Raw genomic sequence first — 23,858 nt, 5'->3', positions numbered from 1 at the left:
CGCCGTCCAGAGTCGAACACGGCCGGTCCGATCCGAACTTGCGATCCCGACTACCGTGGCGACGTGGAACGGCGGGAGACCCTGGTCGAGGTACGGCGGACCCGGAACGACTGCGTCTTCGGGCTGCGCGTCACTCTCGAACCGGAGCGCGGCGACCACGGCATCGCCTTCGCCGAGAGCTACGACTACCTGCCGCTCGCGGGCGACCCTGGGCGCGAGTACATCTACTCCGTCTACGCCGCGTACGACGCCCTCGGTCCGCTCGTCGTCTACTTCGAAGGCAAGCTCGGCCAGACCTTCGCCGGCGACCCGGCGGACCAGCTCGTCGGCGCCTTCCACGCCCTGGTGGCAGCCGGCGAACTCGGCGACGAGCTTCCGCTGCAGGAGAACCACCGCCGCGTCGCCGAGTGGTGCGATCAGGCCGGCGTCCCGGCGGAGACGGAGACCTGGTTCTGGTTCAACGCCGACTGAGGATCAGGAAGTCTTGCCTGTGCCAGGTGCCCCCAGAGCACAGGCAAGACGTCTCCTCGGCGAGCCCGTGGGTCAGCGCAACCCGTAGGCCCGGTTGACGGTCTGCGTCACGGTGTTCCCGGCGGCGTCCCACGCCTGCACCCGCAGCCCGACGTACCCGTTGGTCTTCTTCAGCGCCGGATGATCCACCCGCGCGACCGCCGTACCGTCCGCGGCGAGCTTCATCCCGCGTGCCTCGGTCCAGGTCAGCCCGTCGTCGTACGTGGCCCACAGCCGGACACCGGCCGGTTTCGGCCCGGCCAGTCCGGTCTGGTGCCGAACCGTCAGACCGACCTGGGCCGGCCTGTTCGCCGCAGCGCGGTTCCAGCCGTCGGTGCCGATGCGGTAGTCGACCTGGAGCAGCGGCAGCAGGGCCTTACCGGACGCCGGCCGGGTCGAGCCGAACTTCCAGGAAGTCGCCGTGCGGGTCGAGAACTGCCAGTGCGGGCTGGTCCGCCGGACCTCCAGGTCCAGCCGGTAGTCACCGCTCGTCCCACCGGCCGCGAAGTTGCCCCACGCCCATTCGTCCTGGGTCAGCAGTTCCCCGTTGCGGTACAGGCGCATCAGGCCGTTGTCGGGCACGCCGACCATGTCCGCCTCGGCGTACCCGTAATGCGTCGGCGAGTCGTCGACGAACTCGGGGACCCGGAGCTGGAGGACGTCGCCTTCCCGGGTGGACTGCAGGTGCGGCATCGCCCGCGGGATCACCGGCCGGACCACCGGCGCCCACCAGGTCTCGGCGACCCGTTGCCCGGCGCCGTACGTCACGGGCAGGTGGGACATGCCGGTGAACAAGGGCTCGCTGTCGGACCAGATCCGTTGGTGGCTCACCTGCTGCTTCCACCAGGTCGAGCCGGAGCTCACGTACTCCGTCCGGGTCATCGGCGTGCGGACGGTCCGCTGTGTCTGGTTGATCGCGGCCTCCTGCCACGGCCGCCAGCCGAAGCGCTGCTCCTTGGTCCACTGCTCGCCACCGGCCTCGCGGTACTGCGCGGTCACGGTCGCTGTGTTGGTGGCGTTGACGTTGTGCACGACCTGGTTGGGGATCTGGCCGTTGACGGTCAGCATCAGGTCATAGAGGTACGAGCTGATCGGCACCCCGGTCAGGGTCAGTTTCACCGGGCCCTTGGCCAGCTGGTTCCGGAGCCGCTCGCCTTCGTCGTAGCGGAGCACGGTGGCCACGGTCGGCAGCCGGTCCCCGTTCGCGAGGTCCAGCCGGCCGTAAACGGCGTCGCCCTGGAGACCGATCATCGCGGCCATGGCGGCCCCGGCGTTCGCGGCGTCGGTGGCTCGGTCGGGTTCCATCCCCACCTCCACGCCGGAGACCAGCGCGATCTTGCCGCGCACGTTCTTCCCGGCGTAGTCGCTCGGTCTGCCCTGGCCGACGTCGACCAGTTCCAGGGTCTTCGTCCCGTCGATCGCGGGCGACTGCGCCTGGTACATCAGGTGGACCGGTCCGCCGTTGCGCGGAGTACTGATCGAGGTGGTCAGCGGCGGCGCGATCTTCGACCAGCGGGTGCCGAACTCGAACTCGCCGTCGGTCACCTTCGCGGTCGGGTTGATGTGGATCCGCTGGGTGATGTCGAAGGCGTTGCCGAAGTTCGAGATCCGGCGGCCGGCGAACTCCCGGCGGAACAGGTAGCTCCACGTCCCGTCCTGGACGGCCGGTCGCGGCGTGTTGACCAGGACCTCCTTGGTCGTCCGGGCGTCGAAGGTGACGTCGGTCGGCCCGGTCACCATCAGCCGCGGATGCACGACGGTGTGCAGGTCCCGGTCGCCGTTCGAGAACCCCATGAGCGCGAGCATGTAGTACGGGCCCGCGGGCAGCTCGACCTCGGCCGGCCCACCGAACAGCGAACCGATCACGTCGTACCGCCGGTCCTCACCGAAGACCATCAGGGCGACCGCATGCCCCGGGTTGCCGTCCTCCGCGACGACGCTCAGGTTCACCTTCTGCCGCGGAGCCTCCTTCAGCAGACCGAGGGTCGTGTGCACCACGACGCCGTTCGGTCCGGTGGCCTGGAGATAACCGGAGTAGTGACCCGCCGGAATCAGGGCCGGGTCCACGGTCACCGGCACCTTCGTGGTCGCGCCGGCCGGTACGTCGACGGTCGTGCTGCCGAGTTCCACCGCGTCGGCAGGCAGAGTGGTCCTGCCGTCGCGGCCGGTCAGCCGCAGGGAGAGCGCGAGCTGGACGGGCGCGTCGGTGGTGTTGGTGTAGCTCACGTCCTTCTGCGCCTGGGAGTTGGCCGGCTGATAGGTCCCGAGGTCGAGGGTCCCCGTCGAGTGGACGCCTTGCCGGACGGCCCGAGTGAGGTCGGTGCGGCCACCGCCCTGGTCCCAGACCTTCAGCTCGGCGTTGCGCTGCGCGGTGCTCACCAGCGCGTCCTTGAGCTCGGTGGCGGTCCAGTCCGGGTGCTGCTGGGCCAGGATCGCGGCCGCGCCGGCAACATGCGGGGCAGCCATCGAGGTACCGCTCGCCGCGCCGTAGTACTCGTCGACCGCGCCGCCGCCCATGTTCGTCCCGGCGGCCCGGGCGGCGACGATGTTGACGCCGGGGGCCGAGATGTCCGGCTTCAGCCCCTGGTTGCCGAGTCGCGGTCCGCGGCTGGAGAAGCTCGCGATCGACTCGTCGCGGTCGACCGCGGCCACCGTCAGCGCGGCGTCTGCGGACCCGGGCGCTCCGACCGTTTCCGGAGCAGGACCGGCGTTGCCCGCGGACACCACGAACAGCACACCGGTCCGGCTGGTGAGGTCGTTCAGCGCCTGGCTCATCAGGTCGGCGCCGTCCGTGGGACCCGCGCCCAGGCTCATGTTCACCACCTTGGCGCCGGAGGCCGCGGCCCACTCCATCCCCTCGATGACCCAGGACTCCTCACCGGACCCCTCGTCGGACAGCACCTTGCCGATGACCAGCCCGGCCCCGTGCGCGACGCCCTTGCGCAGGCCCTCGGAGGCCTGGCCGCTGCCCGCGATGGTCGAGGCGACGTGCGTCCCGTGACCGAACCCGTCCTGGACCTCCTCGCCCGGCACGAAGCTCTGGGACGCGGCGATCTTGCCGGCCAGGTCCGGGTGGGCCAGGTCGGCCCCGGTGTCGAGCACGGCGACCTTGACGCCCGCACCGTCGAAGCCGGCCGACCAGGCGTCCGGCGCACCGATCTGCCGGACACTGCGATCGAGGCTCGCGCGGACCTTCCGATCGAGGCGGATCTCCACCACCCCACCGGCCAGCTCCGGCGTCGACGCGGTCCGCGGCCGGTCGTCGTCGAGCGACTCCCAGAACCGTTGCGCGGTCGCCTTCTCGGCCTTCACGGCGCGCGCGTTGACGCTCTCGAGGACGGGACCGTTGCTGGCCCCCTCGATCGAGGCGGACCGGGCCGCGTTGACGCCGTCGCGGTAGCGGACGATCAGCGGGATGGTCGACCGCTGCGCGTTGTCGTAGCCGTCGGCAACGAGGTCGGTGATGTTGAACAACGCGGTGTCGAGCCGCTTCGCCCCGACGTACGGCAGCACGTCCATCGGGTAGACGTACAGCTCGCCGTCCACCTCCAGCTGCTGGAAGGTCACCTTCTCGCGGCCCTTGGCGGGAATGAAGTCGACCGCCTTCCGGCCACCGGGCTGGGATTCCAGCCGCACGGTGTCACCGGTGACCAGAGTGACCGAAGTAGTTGCTTTTGCCAACTTGTTGGCCGAGGCCGGCTCCGGCCCGTCCGAGCGGGCCGCGGCGGGTCCGGTGGGGACCACCAGCGCGGCGGTCGTGGCGAGAGCGGTCGCCAGACTGCCCCAGCGAAGGACCCTGGTTCGTTTCCTCACGTTTCTTCCTCTCTGTGTCCCCCACCCGCTGAGAGTGCAAGGCCGGACAGGCTCTCGTCACCCCCGCTCGGCTGCCCAGAAGGCGTCATGACGCAAAGCAGACAGTCCGGGCAGTCACCGCAACGGGAGCAGGACAGCGACCGCAAGCGCCGAGGAGCGACACTTTCGTCGCTTCTCGCGGGCATCGGTCCCGCCGGGCGGACCTGGAACGCACCTCTTTCAGGGGAACGGGTTGTCGCGTCTCGGGGACTGTGGGAGAGGGCGCGACTCCCTACCGTGGCGAGCATGTCGACTCGTTCTGAAACCCGCACCGACCGCAGCAAGCTCGGCCTGCCGGTCTGGGCACTGGCCGCGCTGGCCCTGCTGGCGGCTCCCCGGGTGGCACTGCACGACCTGGGCGTCGCGGTCACCGGTCCGCTGGCCGGGTTGCTCGCGATCGGGCCGGCGCTGATCTGGATCGTGGCCGCGGTGCGCTCCAAGGCGCTCTGGCCGTGGGCGACCGGGCTGGTGATCGGCGCGTTCTACGGCTGCATCCTGGCGATCGGCCACAACCTCTTCTGGGACAAGGCGTTCGCCGACGGACCACCCAAGCTCGGTGGCAATCTGGAGAACCGGATGCCCGCCGGTGCCGAGGAGGTGGTGATGCGGATCGCCGCCTCGTTCAGCAGCGTGTTCACGGGCATTGCCGTCGGCCTGTTGTGCGGTCTGGTGGCCACCGTGATCCAGCGAATCGCCGCTCGATCCGGGAAGCAGTGAGGTACCCGGTCGCAGGAGTCCGCTTACCATCGGCAGATGACCGGACGGCTGGTACCGATGACCCCGAGAGCCGCCGACATCGCGCTCGCCCTCGCGGTCACCGGGGTGATCTCCGCGGCGGTGGCGGCCGGCCAGGCGAGTACGGTCCCCGCGGGCCCGCTCCCGTACCTGTGGGCGATCTGCCTCGGTGCGCTGATGTTGCTCCGGCGGACGGCGCCGGTCCTCGTCCTCGTCCTCACCGCACTCGGGTACTTCGCGTACTACTCGGCGGGATTTCCCGCGATCGGCGTGGCCGTGCCCATCGCCGCAGCCGTCTACTCGGCCGCCGAGGCGGGGCATCTCCGCATCGCGATCGTCATCGCCCTGACGGTGTTGACGGTCTCGACCACGTACCGGCTGCTCATCGGGCAGTCCACCGGCTATGTACTCGGCTACGAACTGGTCGGCCACGCGGCGTTGATCGCAGCAGTCGTCGCGCTCGGCTCCAGTGTCCGTGCGCACCGGGCTCTGCGGGAGAGGACCGACCAAGTCGCGTCGCTGACAGCACACCAGGCGATCCTGCAGGCCGAGGGCAGGACGCGCGCCGAGCGGCTCCGCCTCGCCAGGGAACTGCACGACTCGATCGGGCACTGTCTGGCGGTCGCATCCCTGCACACCAATGTGGCCAGGGAAGCGAACTCCGAAACGGATCGGACCCACGCCCTCCGCCTGGTCCGGGAGGCGGTCGGTGAGGCGATGACGCAGCTCCGCTCGACGGTGACGTTGCTCCGCTCGTCGGCCTCCGAGCTCGACAGCGGCACACTGGCGGACATTCCACGCCTCGTCGACGCGCCGGGGGCCGCGGGGTACAAGGTCGAGCTGGACGTGGCCGAGGACCTCAGCTGCTCGGCGACCGTCGAGGCGACCGCGTTCCGCCTGGTCCAGGAGGCGATCACGAACACCCTGCGCCACGCCGACGCCGGCGCGATCACGGTCCGCGTCGTCGCCGAGGGCGAGGACCGGATCAAGGTCGCGGTGAGCGACGACGGAGTCCCAGCGCGACCGCCCAGCTGTCCCGCCGGACACGGTCTGGCCGGGATGCGCGAGCGGGTCGAGGCCGTCGGTGGCTCGCTCGAGGTCCGGGCCACGGCCGACGGCTGGCAGGTCACAGCGCTTCTGCCGAAGGAGGACCGGTCATGATCCGGGTGCTCGTCGTGGACGACCAGATGCTCGTCCGCGCGGGGTTGCGGCTGCTGGTCGACAACGCCGACGACCTCGAGGTGATCGGCGAGGCCGGGACCGGGCGGGAGGCGCTGGCGCTGGCCCGGGAACAGAAGCCGGACGTCATCCTGATGGACCTGCAGATGCCGGTGATGGGCGGCGTGGAGACGATCGCCGCGATCCGCGCGGACCCGCTGCTGCGCGACGTCCCGGTGCTCGTGCTGACCACCTTCGACGACGATGACGACATCGTCGACGCGATCCAGGCCGGCGCCTCGGGGTACCTGCTCAAGGACCTCGAACCGGACGAGTTGCGCGCGGCCATCCGGACCGCGCTCGCTGGCGACGCACCCGTCGCGCCGAGGATCGCGAAACTGATGATGCGGCAGATCGCGCGCCGGCCGGCCCGGCGGATTCGCGACGAGGCGCTGGCCGACCTCACCGCACGCGAGCTCGACATCCTCGCGCACGTCGGCCGCGGCCTGTCGAACGAGGAGATCGGGCAGGCGTTGTTCCTGAGCCCGGAGACCGCGCGGACCTACGTGAGCCGTCTGCTGACCAAGCTCGGCCTCCGGGACCGCGCCCAGTTGGTCGTCCTCGCGCACCAGGCGGGCCTGGTGGACTGACCCGCTGGAGAGGGCCGGTCGTGGCCGTTCGGGCGCCGTGGCGGGCCGTCATCGTGACCGGGCGGTAATGCCATGATGTCCGGCATGGAACTGAAGCTCTCCGCGTCGTACGACGCGACCCCTGAGGAAGTCTTCGCCATCGTCACCGACGCCACCTTCCGCGAGCAGGCCTGCGAGAAGACCAAGGCGCTGTCGTACGACGTCAAGGTCACCACCTCGGGCGCCGACACCGTCGTCCGGGTCCAGCGGGAGATGCCGTCGGACGACGTCCCGGACATCGCCCGCAAGTTCGTCGGCCAGACACTGACCGTGGTGCAGACCGAGACCTGGCACGCGGCGAACGCGGACGGGTCGCGGAACGCGGACGTCCAGGGCGAGATCGCGAACACCCCGGTCACGCTCAAGGGCAGCGCGACGATCAAGGCGCAGGGCGGTCAGACCGTGCAGGCGATCGAGCTGGACGTGAAGGTGGCCGTTCCGCTGATCGGGAAGAAGATCGAGCCGTTCGTCGTCGAGGCGATCCGGTCCGGCCTGGCCAAGGAGCACGAGCTCGGCCGCGAGTGGCACGACGGCACCAACTGACCCTGGACCCGTTGCCAGGAGACCGCTGACCCTGGATCCGGTCAGCGGACACCTCGTCGAACCGCCGTGTCGTTCCCCGGCAGGCTCAGCGGCCGGTGGCAGTCTGATCAGGACGAGTCACCGGAGGTGAGCCTGTCGTGCGAACCCAGCGCAGGAGCTTCGAGCAGACCGGCGAGGACACGCAGTACTGCGTGATCTGTGAAGCCGTCGAGCTCTTCGAGTCCGTCGAGGCCGGGGACCACCCGGCCGACGACCCGGCCGGCGAGTGGATCTGCGTGACCTGCGGATCCGCGCTGCTGATCGGACCCCCGGTCCAGCTTCTGGACCGCCCCGCCTGAGCTTTCCCAGAACTGGCTGACCTTCCCTGGACAGCCTGAGTCTCCCAGTTCAGGAAGCGCGGATGTCGGCTCCCCTGCTGTCGACATCCGCGTTTCCTCCGCCCGCGGCACCCGGTGCCCCGCGGCGGGGAATCGAATCCCTCCGGGCCGGAGAAATTTCCCCGGCCCGGAGGGCGAACGTCGAAAGGTGTTGCCGGGCTCAGCCCTGGTGCGGGTACCGGTAGTCGGTCGGCGGGGCGAAGGTCTCCTTCATCGACCGCGGGCTGGCCCAGCGGATCAGGTTCCACATCGAGCCGGCCTTGTCGTTGGTCCCCGACGCCCGGGCACCACCGAACGGCTGCTGGCCCACGACCGCGCCGGTCGGCTTGTCGTTGACGTAGAAGTTCCCGGCCGCGAACCGCAGGTACTCGGCCGCCTCGGCGATCACCTGCCGGTCCTGCGCGATCACCGCACCGGTCAGCCCGTACGGCGCGGCGCTCTCCATCTGCTGCACCACCTGGCCGTAATCGGCATCGTCGTACACGTGCACGCCAAGGATCGGGCCGAAGTACTCGGTCGTGAAGATCTCGTCGGTCGGGTCGTCGGACAACAGCAGCGTCGGACGAACGAAGTACCCCTCGCTGTCGTCGTACGTGCCACCGGCCAGCACCTCGACCGTGCCGGACTGGCGAGCCCGGTCGATCGCGGCCTTGTGCTTGGCGAACGCCCGGTCGTCGATCACGGCACCGATGAAGTTCGACAGGTCGCTGACGTCACCCATCGTGAGCGACTCGGTCTCGGCGACCAGGTCGTCGCGGATCCGGTCCCAGACCGAGCGCGGCACGTACGACCGGCTGGCCGCGGAACACTTCTGGCCCTGGTACTCGAACGCGCCGCGCACCATCGCGGTCTTCAACACCGCCGGGTCGGCCGACGGGTGCGCCAAGATGAAGTCCTTGCCCCCGGTCTCACCGACCAGCCGCGGATACGTCCGGTACGAGCCGATGTTCGCGCCGACCGTGGACCACAGCGACTGGAACGTCTTCGTGGAGCCGGTGAAGTGGATCCCCGCGAGCGCCGGGTGGGTCAGCGCCGCCTTGCTCACCTCGATGCCGTCACCGGTGACCAGGTTGATCACGCCGGCTGGCAGCCCGGCGGCCTCGAACAGCCGCATCGTCCAGTGCGCCGCGAACTGCTGCGTCGGCGACGGCTTCCACACCACCGTGTTGCCCATCAACGCCGGCGCGCTCGGCAGATTGCCCGCGATCGCGGTGAAGTTGAACGGCGTGATCGCGTAGACGAACCCCTCCAGCGGCCGGTAGTCGACCCGGTTCCACACCCCCGGGGACGAGATCGGCTGGTCGCTGACGATCTGCCGGGCGAACGCGACGTTGAAGCGGAGGAAGTCGATCAGCTCGCAGGCGGCGTCGATCTCGGCCTGCTGGACCGTCTTGGACTGGCCCAGCATCGTGGCCGCATTCAGCGTGTCCCGCCACGGCCCGGCCAGCAGGTCGGCCGCCTTCAGGAAGATCGCGGCCCGGTCGTCGAACGACAGCGCCCGCCAGCCCGGCGCCGCCGCGAGCGCGGCGTCGACCGCCGCCCGGCCGTCCGCCTCGGTGGCGTTGCCGAGCGTGCCCAGGACGTGTGCGTGCTTGTGCGGCTGGACCACCTGGACCGGCGCCCCGCCACCGAGCCGCTGCTCACCACCGATCGTGCAGGTCAGGTCGATCGCGCCGCCGGCGTTGAACTCCTTGAGCTTCGCCTCCAGGCCGGCTCGTTCGGCAGAGCCCGGCGCGTAGCCCTTCACGGTCTCGTTCACGGGCGTCGGTACGGCGGTGACGGCATCCATTGCTGCGGGCTCCTCGATCGGTGGTGGGTACGCCGGGTGATGCGGGCCACGGAGGCCCGATCGGGGTCTTCCGCGACACGTTCGCGGAACTCATGCTGCCACGCCCGAGCCCCGGACCACGAACCCGACTGGTCCGCTGCTCGAGCGTGTCCGACCCAGTACCGGCCACGTCGCCCGCAGTCACCGGACCCGGGCGACGTGACGTCCGGCAACCGACGACCCGACGGCCTCAGTCGATGCGGACCGTGCCGGTGATCGGGTGGGTCGCGCCGGTCCACCAGCGCAGCGTCCCGTCACCGTCCCGGCCGGCCAGGGTCCACGTGTACGTGCCCTTCGGCAGCAGGGTTCCGGCGGAGTCCCGGCCGTCCCAGCTCGCCCGGGCCGACCCGGTGGTGGTCGCGCACGGCAGGACCCGGCGGACCGTCGTCCCGGCGCTGATCGTCAGACTGCAGGTCGGCAGCGCCTTGCTGATCCCGAACTCCGGGTTCCAGGTCCGGGTCGCCGGCGTGAACGAGGCCGGGGCGTGGCCGTTGCCGAGGTACTTCGGGTAGGCGACGAACGGCGAGTTCGGCCCGATCCGGGCGATCCCGTCCGGCCCGACCCAGCCCAGCGTCTCGTCGTGCACGTCGAACTTCGTGCGCCACCACACGGACCCGACCACGCCGGTCGCCGACGTCCCCAGCCGCCAGACCTTGACGGTGCCGGTCGACGGTACGTGGCCGGCCTGCGGGTACGTCGAGTAGACGACGTGACCACCGGACAGCCGGACCACCTCGGTGTGCGCGCTGGTCAGCTGGATCGCGGGGGCCTGGGTCTGAAGGTTGCGATGCCCCAGCACGGACTGCGCGCACTGATCGCCACCGGACGCCTGACACGTCGCCCACGCGACCCAGTCGTCGTGCACGGCGACGCTGCGTACGCTCGCAGTCCCGGCGGCCTTCGCCTGCCGGACGGCACCGCTGTGCAGATCGCGGCGCCAGATTGCGTTCTGGGCGTCCGCCCAGGTGAGGAAGTTGCCCCACAGATCGACGGCCCGGTACTTCGTCGCGGGCAGGGCGAGCTCAGTACTGACCCCGGTGCGCAGGTCGTAGAGCATCGGGACGACGGTGCCGTAGACCGGGTCGCAGTTCGGTGGACCGTTCGGCGGTTCGCAGTGGTCGCGGGTGTACTTCGCCTTCCACCAGAGCAGCCGCGACCCGGACAGCCGGAGCTCGTTGCCCCCGAGGATCGCGACCCGGGTGGTCGACGTGAACACCTTGGTCCGGACCCCGTCGTCGCCGACCAGCCAGAGTCCGCCGGCATCGTCCGCATATGCCGTGCGCCGGCCCTCGCGGGAGACCTGGCGATAGTACGAGCCACCGTGGCCGAGCCGGGTCTGCTCGCCGAGGGTGATGGTGCTGCCGGACTGGGTGTAGAGACGCCGGTTGACCGACTCGGCCGGCGGCTGCCAGTCGACGTACGCGACGCCGCCGGCTCCCACGGAGACCTGCTCGGCCAGCGGGGTCAGCTTGCCGACGGACGCGATCCGGGTGACCGGCTCCGATCCTCCGAGCGTCGCGGCCACGTCCACTCCGGCTGGGGCGCCCTGGGTCGGGCCGCTGGTGTCGTAGACGAACTTGGTGCCGTCGCTGACCACCGATCGCGTCGTGCCGGTGATGGCCGTGCGGGTGCCGTCCGCGCGGACCGAACCGCTCTTCGTGACGCCGTCAAGGCCGCCGATCCAGCTGGTCGTGCCCCCGGCGATGGCGGTGTCGATCACGGACCCTTCGACCCGGGTGACCTGCGGTGCCTTGGATCCGTCGACCGATGAGCGGACCACGTACGAATGGGTGGTGGGCTGCTGGTCGTAGTCGAACTGCCGCCAGCTGACCGCGGTACCGGAGAGCGCGACGCCGTCGAGCCGTCGGTTGTACCCGCCGTCCGCGACGACGCGGGGCGAGGTGGGTGCGGCGTACGCGCGGTACGCCAGCGGGCGCTCCCCGTTCACCCCGCCGTACGGGTCGACGGTGAGGTAGCCGCGGTCGTCCATCGCGATCAGCTTCTCGGCGCCGATCGCCGGGTACCGCGCGGTGACGCGGCAGCCGGTGGGGCTCACCTCGACGCGCTCACCGTTCTCGCCCAGCCAACCGAACGAGGCGAACAGGGCGACCCCGTCGACCATGCCGAACTGGTGCACGGGTTGGGGGACCCCGGAGCAGGTATGCGTCTGCTGGCTGCCGATGTACTGGTACGTCGCCGTGCCGAACGGCTGCGCGCCGAAGATCTTGTCCCCGGCGAGCCGCTTGAACGACAGGTCGACCTGGTACGCCGGTCCGTCCGCCGGCTTCACCCAGGCGGAGTCCTCGACAAGGCGTTGCTCGTGCAGCCGGGAGACCCGGTAGAGCACGCCGGACGGTGACGCGCCGAGCACGGTGACGTAGGGCTCGACGACCGCGAACCGGTCGAGCTCGACGACGCCGGCCGCTTGGGCCTGGGTGGGCGCGCTTGCGAGCACGAGGACGAGCGCGAGCGCCAGCAGCAGGCGGCAACGGCGCGCGAGGTTCGGTGGATTGGGGGCGGGCGGTGAGGTGGTTGGCGGCAGGGCCGTCAGCGGCATGGTGATCACTCCTTCTGACCACCTCGATGCACCCCGCGATCAGAATGTTGCGGTGCGCATCCGTCCGCCCGGCTACTGCCGCCAGGGCATGTGCTGCACGGTCCAGGTGTTGCCGTCGGGATCGGCGAACCAGGCGTAGAAGACGCCGCCGAGATCCTCGGTCGGGCTGACCTCGATCCCGCGGCCGATCAGGTCCGCCCGGGCCGCCTCGATGTCCGCGACGACGAGGTGCAGACCGCGCAGCGTCCCGGCGGGCATGTCGAACTGCGCGATCCCCTCGGCCAGCAGGATCGAGCAGAACGAGCCGGGCGGCGTGACCTGCACGATCCGGACGCCCTCCGCCGGCGTCATGTCCACGTCGACGTGAAAACCGGCCCGCTGGTAGAACGCCTTCGACCGGTCCAGATCGGTCACCGGCACCGGCACAAGCTCGAGCAGGAACGCCCCCGGCAACACCGGCGCCGTCGCCGGCCCAAGCCCCTCCCCGGCCGATGTGTCCGCGGCTTGGGCGTCCACGGCCGGGGTGTCTACGGCCGGGGTGTCTACGGCCGGGTTCTGCGGCTGGTCGCTCATGCGGACTCCTTCGTGGCCTTCTTGGCCGGGGTCTTCTTCGCCGACGCCTTCTTGGCGGCGGCCGCCTTCTTGGCCGGTGCCTTCTTCGCGGCCGCCTTCTTCGCGGGAGCCTTCTTGGCCGGCTCCTCCTCGCCGGCACCGGAACCACCGGCCGCGCGCCTCGCCTTGGCGGCCTCGACCGACGCCCGCAACGCGGCGACCAGGTCGACCACCTCGGCGGTCTCGGTCTCCTCTTCCTCCGCCTCGGGCAGCGGGACACCGGCCGCCTTCGCCTCGACCACCTGCTCCAGCGCGGCCCGGTACTCGTCGTGGTACTGGTCCGGGTCGAACTCGCCACGCAGGGTGTCGATGTACGACTCGGCCATCGCCTTCTCCTGCTTGCGGATCTCGATGTCGTCCTCCGGCGCCGCGAACGAGGAGTCCCGCACCTCGTCCGGCCAGAGCATCACCTGCAGGACCAGCACGTTGTCGTGGGTGCGGAGCAGTCCGAGGCTCTCCCGCGACCGCAGCGCCACCTTGACCAGCGCGTACAGGTCGGAGCCCTCGAGCGCGTCCCGGAGCAGCACGTACGGTTTGCCGCCGGGGCCGCCGTCCGCGGCCAGGTAGTACGACTTGCCCAGGTAGAGCGGATCCACCTGGTCGGCCGGGACGAACTCCAGTACGTCGATGACCTTCTTGCTGGACAGCGGCAGGTCGGCGAAGTCGTCCGCCTCCAGCACCACCATCCGGCCGTCGGCCATCTCGTAGCCCTTGGCGATGTCCGAGTACGGCACCTCCTCGCCGCACTCTGCGCAGACCCGCTTGTACCGGATCCGGCCGCCGTCGGCGACGTGCACCTGCCGGAAGGAGATGTCCTTCTCCTCGGTCGCGGAGTACACCTTGATCGGGATCGTGACCATCCCGAACGAGATGGCTCCCTTCCAGATCGCCTGCATCGCCATCAGCTCCTGTCAGTCCGCCGTCAACCCTTGGGACCGCCGTGCGGACCCTCCGCGGCGAGGAGATCGGGGATCTCCTGCGTCGCGTACCACAGCAGGTCTTCACCCTCGCACGAGTCGAGGGCGAAAACAGCGTCTTCGTCACCCGCGATCGCCGCGTCCCACACCGCCGCCGCCTTGCCGACCACCTCCGCGGCCGAGCCGGCGTCCAGGTGGACCGAGGCCACCGCCGACCACGGGACCAGCACGTGCAGCTCCAGCTGGGCGTCACCGAGCTCCACCGTGCCGTCGGCCGGTGGCACCGCGCCCACCTCGCACGCGACCACCACCCGCCGCCGGGCCGCGTCCGGGTCAGCGGCCAGCAGCCCGACCGACGCGCGGGCCGCCTGCGCCATCGCGGCGTACTCCAGCTCCTCGTCGTCGCCGTCGGCGTACCACTCCCGCAGCGCCGGGGTCACGGCGTACGCGGTCAACGGGGCCGGGCCGAACTCGCCGGCGTGGCAGGCCGCGTCGAGCAGCGGCAAGGTACACGGTAGGTAGACCCTCATTGGCCCGCTTTCTTCGTACTCCGGGGTTGTTTCCGGCCGCGCGAGGCCCGGTTCCGGCTGCCCTTGGTGGTGTCCAGCAACTCGTCCAGCGCGTCGGTCACGCACTGGGCGAAGACCGCCAGGTCCGGCATCGCCGTCCGGTCCGCGTTCAGCCCGAACGACACCTTGCCGTCGTACGAGGTGACGCCGACGGACAGACTCTGGCCCGGCATCAGCGGGACCACCGGGTACGACGCCAGCATCTGCGCACCCTGGGCGTACAACGGGAACTGCGGGCCCGGCACGTTGGTGATCACCACGTCGTCGATCGGCCGCACGGTCGCCGTGGCCACCCGGGCGGCCAGCGCGTGCAGCGTGGTCGGGGCGAACCCGGCGATGCCGACCAGCGAGCGGGCGCTGACCGCGCGCCCGGTGTCCTTGTGCACCTTGGTCTGGTACGAGATCTGGTGCAGCCGCATGACCGGGGAGTTCTCCCCCACCGGCAGCGTCACGGTCGAGGCGATCACCTGGGACCCGAGCGACGTCGGCTCCTCGTCCTCGTCGTCGCGGATGCTGACCGGGACCACGGCGCGCACGCTCCGGGTCGGGCCGACGCCCTCACCGCGGGTCATCATCCAGGCGCGGAAGGCACCGGCGACGACGGCGAGGACCACGTCGTTGACCGTGCCGCCGTGCATCGCCCGGACCGCGCGGTAGTCCTCCAGGTCGGTCTGCACGGTGGTGAACCGGCGCTGCCCGGACGTCTTCACGTGCAGCGAGCTCTCCTGGACGTGCCGTTGCGCCACCAGCGAGCCGACCACGTCGCCGAGCACCTCGCGGACCGAGGCGGACCCGGTCAGGCTGGCCATCTCGGCCCGGGCCAGCTCCAGCACCGCGGCCGGGTGCCGGGTGGCGTCGGCGAACACGCCGGCCAGCAGCTCCAGCGCGGACGGTGGGTGCGCGGGCTGCCAGGTGTCGGTCGGGGTGTCCCGCGGATGCGCGGTGGCGTCCAGCACGACCTGGCCGATGTCGACCGTGCTGTTGCCGTCGACAAGGGCCTGGTGGGACTTGGAGATGATCGCGAACCGGTCCCCCTGCAGGCCCTCGACCAGGTACATCTCCCACAACGGGCGGGCCCGGTCCAGCCGGCGGGACATGATCCGGGCGACCAGCTCGAGCAGCTGGGCGTGCGTCCCCGGCCGCGGCAGCGCCGACCGGCGGACGTGGAAGGTGATGTCGAACTCCTCGTCGTCCACCCAGATCGGCCCGGCGAACCGGCCCGGCACCTGCTGGATCCGCTGCCGGTACCGCGGCACGAAGGCGATCCGGTCCCGGATCAGCGCGACCAGGCTCTCGTAGTCGAACCCGTCGTCGCCGTGCACCGGCGGCTCGAAGATGTCCACCGTGCCGACGTGCATCGGGGTCGCCGGGCTCTCGGTCTTCAGGAAGGTCAGGTCCAGCGACGACAACCGGTCCGGCATCCGCGGCCACCTCCCTCTCCAGGCTTGTCCGATCACCCTAGCGGTGACCGTCGACAGTGAGCTGCGACACTGCACAGTGTCGGGTACCGCGGCGGCATGCGGCACCCGGGCGATCGTGACACGATCGATGGTTCATCCGGGAACCTCGCGCGCGGGGTGTTCGTAGGGGCCTATGGGCGTGTTCGGCGCCCGACTCGAACCGAATCGTTGAAAGGCCCCTCGCAATCATGCGTTCGACGCTCTCCCGCGGTACCGCGCTCGCTCTCCTGCCCGCCCTCGGCATCCTGGTCCTGGCCGGCTGTGGCGGCGGTGACGCCGACAGCGGCGCGAGTCCGAGCCCGAGCGTGTCGGCGCCCACGTCGGCCCCGACCGACACGCCGGGCGGCACGCCGTCCGCCACCCCGAGCGGGCCGAACACCACCAGCCCGTCGAACACCGCCGACCCGTCCGGCGAGCAGGCCGACGTGACCATCAACGTCACCGTTGCCAACGGCAAGGTCAACCCGAGCGGCACCAGCATCAAGGTCAAGGCCGGCCAGACCGTCCTGGTCACCGGGGTGAGCGACGCCAAGGACGAACTGCACATCCACGGGTACGACAAGGAGGTCGCCCTGCTGCCGGGCAAGCCGGCCTCGGTGAAGTTCACCGCGGACCAGAAGGGCACCTTCGAGATCGAGACGCACGAGAGCGGCAAGCTGGTCGCCAAGCTGGTCGTGTCCTGACCCGATGAACGCTCTGCTGCTGCCGCTGCACGGGATCGGCGGGCGTCAGGACCTGCCCGTCCCGTTCGGCCTCGCCGTCGGCGGCGCCGCGGTCGCGATCGCGCTGTCGTTCGTGATCCTCGGCTTCGCCTGGCGGTCACCGAGGTACCGGGGCGACGCGTCCGGCAAGCCGTTGCCCCGAGCAATCACCCGGACGGTCGACGCACCCTGGTTCCGCTGGCTCGTCCGGCTGTTCGGGCTGGCCGTCTTCCTGTACGCGATGGTGTCGCTGCTGGCCGGGGTGGACCGGCTGACGAACCCGATCTTCGGCTTCGTCTACATCGTGGTCTGGGTCGGCCTGGTGCCGATCTCGCTGCTGTTCGGCCCGGTCTGGCGCACGCTGAACCCGCTGCGCACGATCCACCTGCTGCTCAGCAAGGTGCTCCGCCAGGTCCCGTCCAAGGGCCTGATCGAGCTGCCGCGCCGGGCCGGGATGTGGCCGGCCGCACTCGGCCTGTTCGCGTTCACCTGGCTCGAACTGGTCGCCCCGGACCGCGCCACGCTGCCGGTCCTGCAGGCCTGGCTCGCGTTGTACGTGGTGATCATGCTGTTCGGCGCGATCCTCTTCGGTGACCGCTGGTTCTCCAGCGCGGACCCGTTCGAGGTGTACGCGACCCTGATGGCCCGGCTGTCGGTGTGGGGCCGCCGGACCGACGGGCTGCTGGTGATCCGCCGTCCCCTGGAGAACCTGGACGGCCTCAAACCCCGGCCCGGCCTGGTCGGTGTGGTCGCGGCGCTGCTCGGCAGTACGGCCTACGACGGGTTCTCGAACTCGTCGGCCTGGATCGGCTGGGCGCAGAACCAGGACGTCTCGATGACCGTCCTCGGCACCTGTGCGCTGATCACGTTCATCCTGTTCGTCCTGGTCACGTACTCCGGGGCGACGCTGCTGGCCGGCCGGTTGTCGGACAGCCGGCGGACGTCGTTGCCCGGCTTGTTCGCGCATTCGGTGGTCCCGATCGCGCTCGGGTACGTCGTCGCGCACTACCTGACCCTGTTCATCCTGGAGGGCCAGCGGACGCTGATCTACCTCAGCGACCCGCTCAGCAACGGCGCGAACGTCTTCGGCACCGGACTGCTCGCGGTGAACACCGGGATCACCAACCACAGCACCACCATCGCGGTCCTCCAGGTCCTCGCCGTCGTCGGCGGCCACCTGATGGGCGTCGTCTCCGCCCACGACCGCGCGGTCGCCCTCTTCCCCCGGCACAAGGCCCTGCTCGGCCAGGTCCCGCTCCTCGTGGTCATGGTCGGCTACACGGTCGGCGGCCTGATCCTGCTGTTCTCGTCCTAGCCCATTGGTGTCTCCCGGCGGCCCTCAGCCGAAGTCCGCGGGCACGATGCGGAGCTTCTCGGCGACGCGGACGAGGGCCTTCTGGTCGGTGGGGTTGAGCGAGTCGAGGACGATCCGGCGGACGGCGCGCAGGTGGGTGGGGGCCGCCTCACGGACGATGTCGAAGCCCGCGTCGGTGAGTTCGGCGAGGGTGTAGCGGCCGTCGGCCGGGTCCGGGGTACGGACCACCCAGCCGCGCTGTTCACAGCGTTTGACGACGTTGGACAGGCGGGACAACGACCCGCTGGCGAGGAACGCGAGCTCGCCCATCCGCAGTTTGCGCCGCCGCGCCTCGGACAGGTGGCTGAGCACGAGGTACTCGAACAGCGTGATGCCGTGCTCCTGCCGCAGCGGCGACTCCAGCTTGCTCGGCAGCAACAGGACCAGGGAGATCAGCCCCGTCCACGCCGCCTTCTCCTGCTCGTCGAGCCAGCGCGGCTCGTCGTCCTCGCCCATGGGTCGTCCTGTCCTTCCGGTCGCGGTCATCACTTTGCGCTTGAAGTCATCGCGCGCTACTATCACTTTACGCGTGAACTCATCTCCGAGGAAACGCACTCCCTACCAACACGCAGAGGAACCATCATGAGCACTGTGACTTTCGGCGTCGTCCCGGGCTACGGCGAGAAGCTGCACGCGGCCCTCGGCTACAGCGGGGCCGTCCGCGTCGACGACCGGGTCGAGATCTCCGGCCAGGCCGGGGTGGACGACGACCTGGTCATCCCCGACGCGCTGGAGGACGAGATCGTCCGGGCCTTCGACAACGTGGAGCGCGCTCTGGCCACGGTCGGCGCGACCTGGAAGGACGTCATCCACGTGAACTCGTACCACAAGGTCGCCCCGGGCGAGGACGTGATCGGCGACGACCACAACAAGGTGATGGCCGAGCAGTTCCGGCTCCGGATGGGCGGTCGCGCGCCGATCTGGACCGAGACCGGTGTCACCGTCCTCGGCCTCGCCACCATGCGGATCGAGATCCGCGTCACCGCCATCGTCGGCTCCGGCAGCTGAACCAGGTCAGGCGCCCGCGGTCTGCCTGGCCCGGTCCGGTACCGGCGCCGCGTACGCCAGGACCGCGAACGCGACCAGGCCGAGGATCAGGTGGGAGTTGCCCGGGATCGACTGCCAGAAGGACCAGGACAGCTCCCGGTCGTCGCGGAACGGGACCCACCAGATCGAGCGGAGCACGAACAGGGCGTACCAGAGGGCGCCGCTGATCGTCGCGGCCCGGAAGCCCCACCGGCGGTGTACGGCGCGGATCAGGCTGATCCCGAGCGGGATGATCCAGACCCAGTGGTGGCTCCACGACACCGGTGAGGCGTAGAGCACCGCCAGCGCCATCACCGACAAGGCGGTGACACGTTCGCCGGCGAGCCAGTACCGGCGGGCCAGCCAGAGCACCGCGAGACCGAAGGCGGCCGACAGCACGAACCAGACGGGCTGGATCCAGCCCGCGTCGTCACCGAGGCGGCTGAGGAAACCCATGAAGGACTGGTTCGCGGTGTAGGCGAGACCGCCGACCCGGTTGGCGTTGCGGACCACGACGGTCCAGTACTCCCAGGACTGGTTCGGCACGACCGCGAAACCGATCGCCATCGTCGCGAGCAGGCCCAGGACCGCGTTCCGGAACGCGCGCCACTGCTTGGTGATCAGCAGGAAGGCCAGGAACGGCAACGGGGTCAGCTTGATCCCGATCGTGACGCCGAGCCAGAACCCGCGCCACCGGGCCGAGGCCGGCCGGACCAGGTCCAGCAGGATCATTGCCGTCAGCAACAGGTTGATCTGGCCGAACTGGATCGTCTGCCAGACCGGCTCGAGCAGCAACGACGCCAGGGTCAGCGCCGCGAGCACCACGAGCCGCCGGTCCCGCCACGGCTCCGGGAGCAGGCTCCACGCGTTCTCCGGCAGGCTGACCCGCCAGATCGCGGCGATGCACAGCACCGAGATCGTCGTCCACACGACCAGCGCGACACCCCACGGGACGGCGGCCAACGGCACCATCGCGATCGCGGCGAACGGCGGGTACGTGAACGGCAGCCCCGAGCCCGGCAGCTGCGCGTCGTACAGGGAGGCTCTGTCGAGCAGGACCGAGCCTCCCATCCGGTAGACGCGGAGGTCGATCATGCTGCCGAACAGGCCGTACGCCCACGCGCCCAGGGCGACGAAGGCAGCACAGCCGAGGATCACCAGGACGAGCTTGCGACGGTCGGTCGCCCGCGGTGCGGTCGTCGTACTCACGTCAGGTCGGCCCCGAACAGGGCTTCCAGCTCGCGCCGGGTCTCGTCGTAGGAGGTGTGGTGCACCGCGGTCATGCCGAGCTCGCGGGCACCCACGACGTTGGGTTCCATGTCGTCGACGAACACGCACTCGGCCGGCTTCAGCCCGAGCCGCTCGCTGGCCAGCAGGAAGATCTCCGGCTCCGGCTTGCGCAGCCCGACCTCACCGGAGATGACGATGTCGTCGAACATCCCGTCCCAGGTGTCGCGCGGATAGGAGTTGCCCCACGAGTTGGACAGCAGCGCGGTCCGGATCCCGTGCGACCGGGCCCGGCGGACCAGCGCGGACATCTGCGGCTGGTGCTCGAAGTGCGCGAACATCCGCTCGATCAGGCCCTCGGCCGGGACCGGGGTCCCGTCCCGGCGGATCAGGAGCGCGGCCAGCCGGCGCTCGAAGTCCGGTACCGCGATCTGCCCGCGTTCGAGCGCGTGGATCGGGTTCAGCTCGGCCTCGGCCGGGGTGGTGGCCAGCCAGTCCATCATCGCCCGGTAGTACGCCTCGTAGTCGAGCCCGTCGAGTTCGGCCCAGCGGCCGAGCGCGTCGTTCAGGCCGGAGGTGAGCACCCCGCCCCAGTCCACCAGCAGACCACGCAGTGCGGGCTTGTCGTCAGGCATGCGCGCAAGACTACTCAGCGCCGGTCACCCGCCCCGGGCGTACCGGTCGTTTCGCCCGCTCGTCGCTGCCGGTGACCGCGGTCGGGTGGTCGCGCTCGGTCAGCGGGTGTACTCGATCGTGACGTCACCGCTCGACGTCTTCGCCTTGATCGTGCGGGTGGCGGCCGGGTCGGACCGGACGTTGGCGGACTCGTCCCCGGAAGAGGTGTCGGTCTGCACCTGGTACGTCTCGGTGCCCTCCGGCACCTGAACGGTGACGTCGCCCGAGCTCGCCTCCGCCTCGACCGACTGCGGCGCGGTCTCGAAGCTCAGGTCCACGCTGCCGGAGCTGCTGTTCGTGATCACCTTGGTCGCGGTCAGCTCACTGGCCTCGAGGTCACCGGAGGACGAGTTCAGCAGCAGCTCGCCGCCGATCCGGCTCGCCTCGACCCCGCCGGAGCTGGTCTTCACCTTCGCGCCGCCGGGCAGATCGGTGATGGTCAGGTCGCCACTGGTGCTCTCCACGCTCACCGCGACGTCCTTGGGCACGGTGATCACGTAGTGGGTGGAGCAGCCGAACGAGAGGAACCCGCAGCTGGTGTCCCGGATCTCCAGCTTGCCGTTCTTGTACTTCTCCTTCGGCTCCGACCCGAACAGGTTGCGCTCGAACCGGCGGTCGATGGTGATGTCGCCGACGTCCCCGGACCGGATCTCGACGTCGGCCGAGCTGCTCTCGATCGCGACCGCGGTCCCCTGCACCGGGTAGTGGTCCTGGCTGGCCTTGGCCTCCTCGGTCAGGCTGGTCAGCGCCCAGTACGCCCCACCGAGGATCAGCCCGACCGAGATCGCGATCCCGTACCGGCGCTGCGCGCTGATGCTGCTGGCCGGACGACCTTGAACCTCGGACATGCTCACTCCCGTACTGGTGACCTGCTGCTCACCCTGACATATCCGCGGGGCGTTGTCGGTGGGGATTTCCCCCGGGAATCAACTGAGGTGATCCCTGATCACTCCGGTGGCCAACCCCTGCATCGCCTTGCGCAACTTGCTCGACCGGGCCGCCTCGGCCAGGCTCCGCCCGTGCGTGAGCGCGGCGTCGCAGGCCGCCTGGTCCAGCGGGAGCAACGCGGCCGCCTCGACCCCGGCGTACCGGCCGAGCGCCTCCGCGACCGAGTCGGCCGGGGAACTGCCGAGCGACCCTGAGCGGACCCTGTTGACCACGACGCGGGTGTTCGCCGACGGGACCGCGGCGCGGAGCTCGTGCAGGGACCGGATCAGCCGGGTGAGGCCGACCGGGTCGGCGGTCCCGACCACGACCACCTCGTCGGCCTCCTCCAGGGTGGCCAGGGTCACGCCGTTGCGGCGGGGAGCGAGCGTGTCGAAGGAGATCTCCTCGTCGCTCTCCAGACAGAAGCTGACGTCGACCACGGTGCACGGCGCGAGCTGCCGGGCCGTCGACCAGACCGACTCGACCGCCGCCGGCCGGAGCTCGGTCCAGCGGTCGGCGCGGCTGAGCCCGGTGAGGACGAGGAGATGGGCGGCGACCTGGCGCCCCTGCTTGGCGAGCACCTCGACGGTGAGCGATCCGCCGCTCGCCGACCGCGCGGCCGCCGCGAGCCCGGAGGTCTCGTCGAGCATGCCGAGCTGCTGGGCCACCGTCCCGCCGTACACGTCCGCGTCGGCGAGCAGCGTGGACACCCCACGCGCGGCCAGCTCGGTGGCCAGCCCCACCGCGACCGTACTGCGGCCCGGTGCGCCGGTGGGACCCCAGACCGCGATGAGGCGGCCGTTGCCCGAGGGGTCGTAGTGCCGCTGGACCGGCTCGGTGGATCCGGCAGGTTGGGGGACGAAGCCACCGGAGAAGTGGGAGACGGTCGCGGGTGGGCCGGAGTCCACGGCGTCGGTGATCGCGCGGCCTAGGTCCTCGCCGCTGACGTCGGCCGGCAGGATCCGCTCGATCCCCATCCGGCTGAGCCTGTCCTCGCCGCCGGCGGGCTCACCGTTGTCCGACGGGTCGACCAGCGCGACCACGACGATCCGGCGGGCGTGCAGGGCAGCGACCGCGTCGGAGCTGAGCCGCGGCAGGTCCTCGGCGAGCAGCACGGCCCGCGCCTGCCCCGCGGTCGCGGCCGCCATCACGTCGGCGATGTCCACACAGCGCCGCACGATCCGGATCCCGGGGGCACGCTCGGCCCGGCGGACCACGTCGGCCTCCCACGGCGCCCCGGTCACCGCGAGCAGGACGGGAACCGACATCAGCGGCCCCGCCGGACGAGGACGGGCTCCCCGGTACCGGTCGCGGCGAGCGCGGCCGGCAGCTTCGGGAGGTCGGCCGGCTCGAGCCCGATCAGCACCTGACGCCGCGAACTACCGCCGGCGACCCCTTTCACGGCGTCGATCTGGACCACGCGGACGGTGTCGTAGAGCTTGCGGGCCGGCTGCTCGGGATCCTTCGGGACCACCCAGATGTCGACCTGGTCGCCCGCTGCCGTGTCCGCCGGGAGCCGGCCACTGGCGACCGACAGCGGGAGCTCGGTGCGGTCGTTGTCGGCCTGGTTCACAGCTGCCTGCCGCGGGACGAACTCGCCCGCCTTGACCGCGCGGACCACGATCAGGCCCTTCAGGTCGGCGTCGGCGGCGACGTACTGGTTCGCCTCGTCGGTGCCGGTGAAGCGGACCCGGACCGTGGTCAGGTCGTCGGCGGTCAGCCTGGTCCCGGCCGGGAGGTCCCGCTCCGCCGCCCAGATCGAGGTGGTGTCGTCGGCCGACGACAGCACCTTCGCACCGGCCAGCGCGGTCACCGCGACCAGCAGCACCCCGAGCAGCAGCCGGCCGTCCTTCCACCGGGCCCGGCGACTGCGCTGCGCCGGCACGGACTGCGCCGCGAACCCGCTCCGGACTGGACTCTCCACCACCACGATGCCGACTCTCCCCTGTGACGAACCGAACGCGCTCCGAGAACGGCATTGTGCCAACTCCCGGTTCTTTCCGTGCTCCGCCGTCCACAGGTCCGCCGGGCTGGGGACAAACTCAATCGTCCGAAGGCCAACCGTGGCAAACTGAAGGAAGTGCCGTTGCAGGAAGCTGCAACCGTCACCGCAGCGGACCGTCGACCAGGGAAAGGGCGCC

22 protein-coding genes are annotated in these 23,858 nt (G+C 70.6%); 9 read left to right on the top strand and 13 right to left on the bottom strand.

Going from position 1 to position 23,858, the window contains the following annotated elements:
* Positions 1–63: 63 nt before the first annotated feature.
* Complete coding sequence (locus FB561_RS16490) at positions 64–471, top strand: hypothetical protein (protein WP_145807635.1); 408 nt, start codon at positions 64–66, stop codon at positions 469–471.
* A 72-nt stretch (positions 472–543) separates the two neighbouring features.
* Here the strand turns inward: FB561_RS16490 and FB561_RS16485 are convergent, their stop codons facing one another.
* Positions 544–4,323, bottom strand: a complete 3,780-nt coding sequence (locus FB561_RS16485) for a S8 family peptidase (RefSeq protein WP_145807633.1) — start codon at positions 4,321–4,323, stop codon at positions 544–546.
* A gap of 285 nt (positions 4,324–4,608) precedes the next feature.
* Between FB561_RS16485 and FB561_RS16480 the strand changes: the two genes are divergently transcribed.
* The 5 genes from FB561_RS16480 (at position 4,609) to FB561_RS16460 (ending at position 7,825) form a co-directional block, all read left to right on the top strand.
* Positions 4,609–5,079, top strand: coding sequence for a hypothetical protein (locus tag FB561_RS16480; protein ID WP_145807631.1), 471 nt, complete (start codon positions 4,609–4,611; stop codon positions 5,077–5,079).
* Positions 5,080–5,115: 36 nt separating this feature from the next.
* Positions 5,116–6,258: a sensor histidine kinase gene (locus FB561_RS16475; RefSeq protein WP_145807629.1), complete on the top strand. Its 1,143-nt coding sequence runs from the start codon at positions 5,116–5,118 to the stop codon at positions 6,256–6,258.
* Positions 6,255–6,905, top strand: coding sequence for a response regulator (locus FB561_RS16470; protein WP_145807627.1), 651 nt, complete (start codon positions 6,255–6,257; stop codon positions 6,903–6,905). Before FB561_RS16475 ends, FB561_RS16470 begins: the two co-directional genes overlap by 4 nt.
* Positions 6,906–6,989: 84 nt before the next feature.
* On the top strand, positions 6,990–7,487 hold the full coding sequence (locus FB561_RS16465) for a DUF2505 domain-containing protein (RefSeq protein ID WP_238334850.1): 498 nt from the start codon (positions 6,990–6,992) through the stop codon (positions 7,485–7,487).
* A 137-nt stretch (positions 7,488–7,624) separates the two neighbouring features.
* Positions 7,625–7,825: a hypothetical protein gene (locus FB561_RS16460; protein ID WP_145807623.1), complete on the top strand. Its 201-nt coding sequence runs from the start codon at positions 7,625–7,627 to the stop codon at positions 7,823–7,825.
* 199 nt (positions 7,826–8,024) lie between these two features.
* Here the strand turns inward: FB561_RS16460 and pruA are convergent, their stop codons facing one another.
* From pruA to FB561_RS16430, 6 genes are all read right to left on the bottom strand, one after another.
* Positions 8,025–9,653: an L-glutamate gamma-semialdehyde dehydrogenase gene (gene pruA, locus FB561_RS16455; protein WP_145807622.1), complete on the bottom strand. Its 1,629-nt coding sequence runs from the start codon at positions 9,651–9,653 to the stop codon at positions 8,025–8,027.
* Positions 9,654–9,882: 229 nt separating this feature from the next.
* On the bottom strand, positions 9,883–12,249 hold the full coding sequence (locus tag FB561_RS16450) for a FlgD immunoglobulin-like domain containing protein (RefSeq protein WP_145807620.1): 2,367 nt from the start codon (positions 12,247–12,249) through the stop codon (positions 9,883–9,885).
* 72 nt (positions 12,250–12,321) lie between these two features.
* Positions 12,322–12,822: a VOC family protein gene (locus tag FB561_RS16445; RefSeq protein WP_238334849.1), complete on the bottom strand. Its 501-nt coding sequence runs from the start codon at positions 12,820–12,822 to the stop codon at positions 12,322–12,324.
* On the bottom strand, positions 12,819–13,757 hold the full coding sequence (gene ku / locus FB561_RS16440) for a non-homologous end joining protein Ku (RefSeq protein ID WP_145807615.1): 939 nt from the start codon (positions 13,755–13,757) through the stop codon (positions 12,819–12,821). Before ku ends, FB561_RS16445 begins: the two co-directional genes overlap by 4 nt.
* 26 nt (positions 13,758–13,783) lie before the next feature.
* On the bottom strand, positions 13,784–14,308 hold the full coding sequence (locus FB561_RS16435) for a DUF6912 family protein (RefSeq protein ID WP_145807613.1): 525 nt from the start codon (positions 14,306–14,308) through the stop codon (positions 13,784–13,786).
* Positions 14,305–15,768, bottom strand: coding sequence for a WS/DGAT/MGAT family O-acyltransferase (locus tag FB561_RS16430; RefSeq protein WP_145807611.1), 1,464 nt, complete (start codon positions 15,766–15,768; stop codon positions 14,305–14,307). Before FB561_RS16430 ends, FB561_RS16435 begins: the two co-directional genes overlap by 4 nt.
* A gap of 227 nt (positions 15,769–15,995) precedes the next feature.
* Between FB561_RS16430 and FB561_RS16425 the strand changes: the two genes are divergently transcribed.
* On the top strand, positions 15,996–16,490 hold the full coding sequence (locus tag FB561_RS16425) for a cupredoxin domain-containing protein (protein WP_145807610.1): 495 nt from the start codon (positions 15,996–15,998) through the stop codon (positions 16,488–16,490).
* A gap of 4 nt (positions 16,491–16,494) precedes the next feature.
* Positions 16,495–17,823, top strand: coding sequence for a hypothetical protein (locus tag FB561_RS16420; protein ID WP_145807608.1), 1,329 nt, complete (start codon positions 16,495–16,497; stop codon positions 17,821–17,823).
* 24 nt (positions 17,824–17,847) lie between these two features.
* Here the strand turns inward: FB561_RS16420 and FB561_RS16415 are convergent, their stop codons facing one another.
* Entirely contained in the window at positions 17,848–18,318 is a 471-nt protein-coding gene (locus tag FB561_RS16415) for a MarR family winged helix-turn-helix transcriptional regulator (protein WP_238334848.1), read from the bottom strand.
* Positions 18,319–18,444: 126 nt separating this feature from the next.
* Here FB561_RS16415 and FB561_RS16410 point away from each other — a divergent pair, with 126 nt between their 5' ends.
* Entirely contained in the window at positions 18,445–18,870 is a 426-nt protein-coding gene (locus tag FB561_RS16410; RefSeq protein WP_145807604.1) for a Rid family hydrolase, read from the top strand.
* Positions 18,871–18,876: 6 nt separating this feature from the next.
* Here FB561_RS16410 and FB561_RS16405 read toward each other — a convergent pair whose 3' ends face one another.
* The 5 genes from FB561_RS16405 to FB561_RS16385 all read right to left on the bottom strand — a co-directional run bounded on the left by FB561_RS16405 (position 18,877) and on the right by FB561_RS16385 (position 23,641).
* Complete coding sequence (locus FB561_RS16405) at positions 18,877–20,097, bottom strand: glycosyltransferase 87 family protein (RefSeq protein ID WP_145807602.1); 1,221 nt, start codon at positions 20,095–20,097, stop codon at positions 18,877–18,879.
* Positions 20,094–20,750 (bottom strand): HAD family hydrolase, encoded by a 657-nt coding sequence (locus tag FB561_RS16400; RefSeq protein WP_145807600.1) that lies wholly within the window; start codon positions 20,748–20,750, stop codon positions 20,094–20,096. The genes FB561_RS16405 and FB561_RS16400 overlap by 4 nt, the downstream gene beginning before the upstream one ends.
* 99 nt (positions 20,751–20,849) lie before the next feature.
* Positions 20,850–21,638, bottom strand: a complete 789-nt coding sequence (locus FB561_RS16395) for a DUF4097 family beta strand repeat-containing protein (RefSeq protein ID WP_145807598.1) — start codon at positions 21,636–21,638, stop codon at positions 20,850–20,852.
* A gap of 78 nt (positions 21,639–21,716) precedes the next feature.
* A complete protein-coding gene (locus tag FB561_RS16390) occupies positions 21,717–22,985 on the bottom strand; it encodes a CpaE/TadZ family protein (RefSeq protein WP_145807596.1) in 1,269 nt (422 codons plus the stop codon).
* Positions 22,985–23,641: an SAF domain-containing protein gene (locus FB561_RS16385; protein WP_238334847.1), complete on the bottom strand. Its 657-nt coding sequence runs from the start codon at positions 23,639–23,641 to the stop codon at positions 22,985–22,987. The genes FB561_RS16390 and FB561_RS16385 overlap by 1 nt, the downstream gene beginning before the upstream one ends.
* Between the last annotated feature and the right edge of the window lie 217 nt (positions 23,642–23,858).

Source organism: Kribbella amoyensis, assembly GCF_007828865.1.
GTDB lineage: Bacteria > Actinomycetota > Actinomycetes > Propionibacteriales > Kribbellaceae > Kribbella > Kribbella amoyensis.
This window is presented reverse-complemented; position numbering and strand designations above follow the sequence as displayed.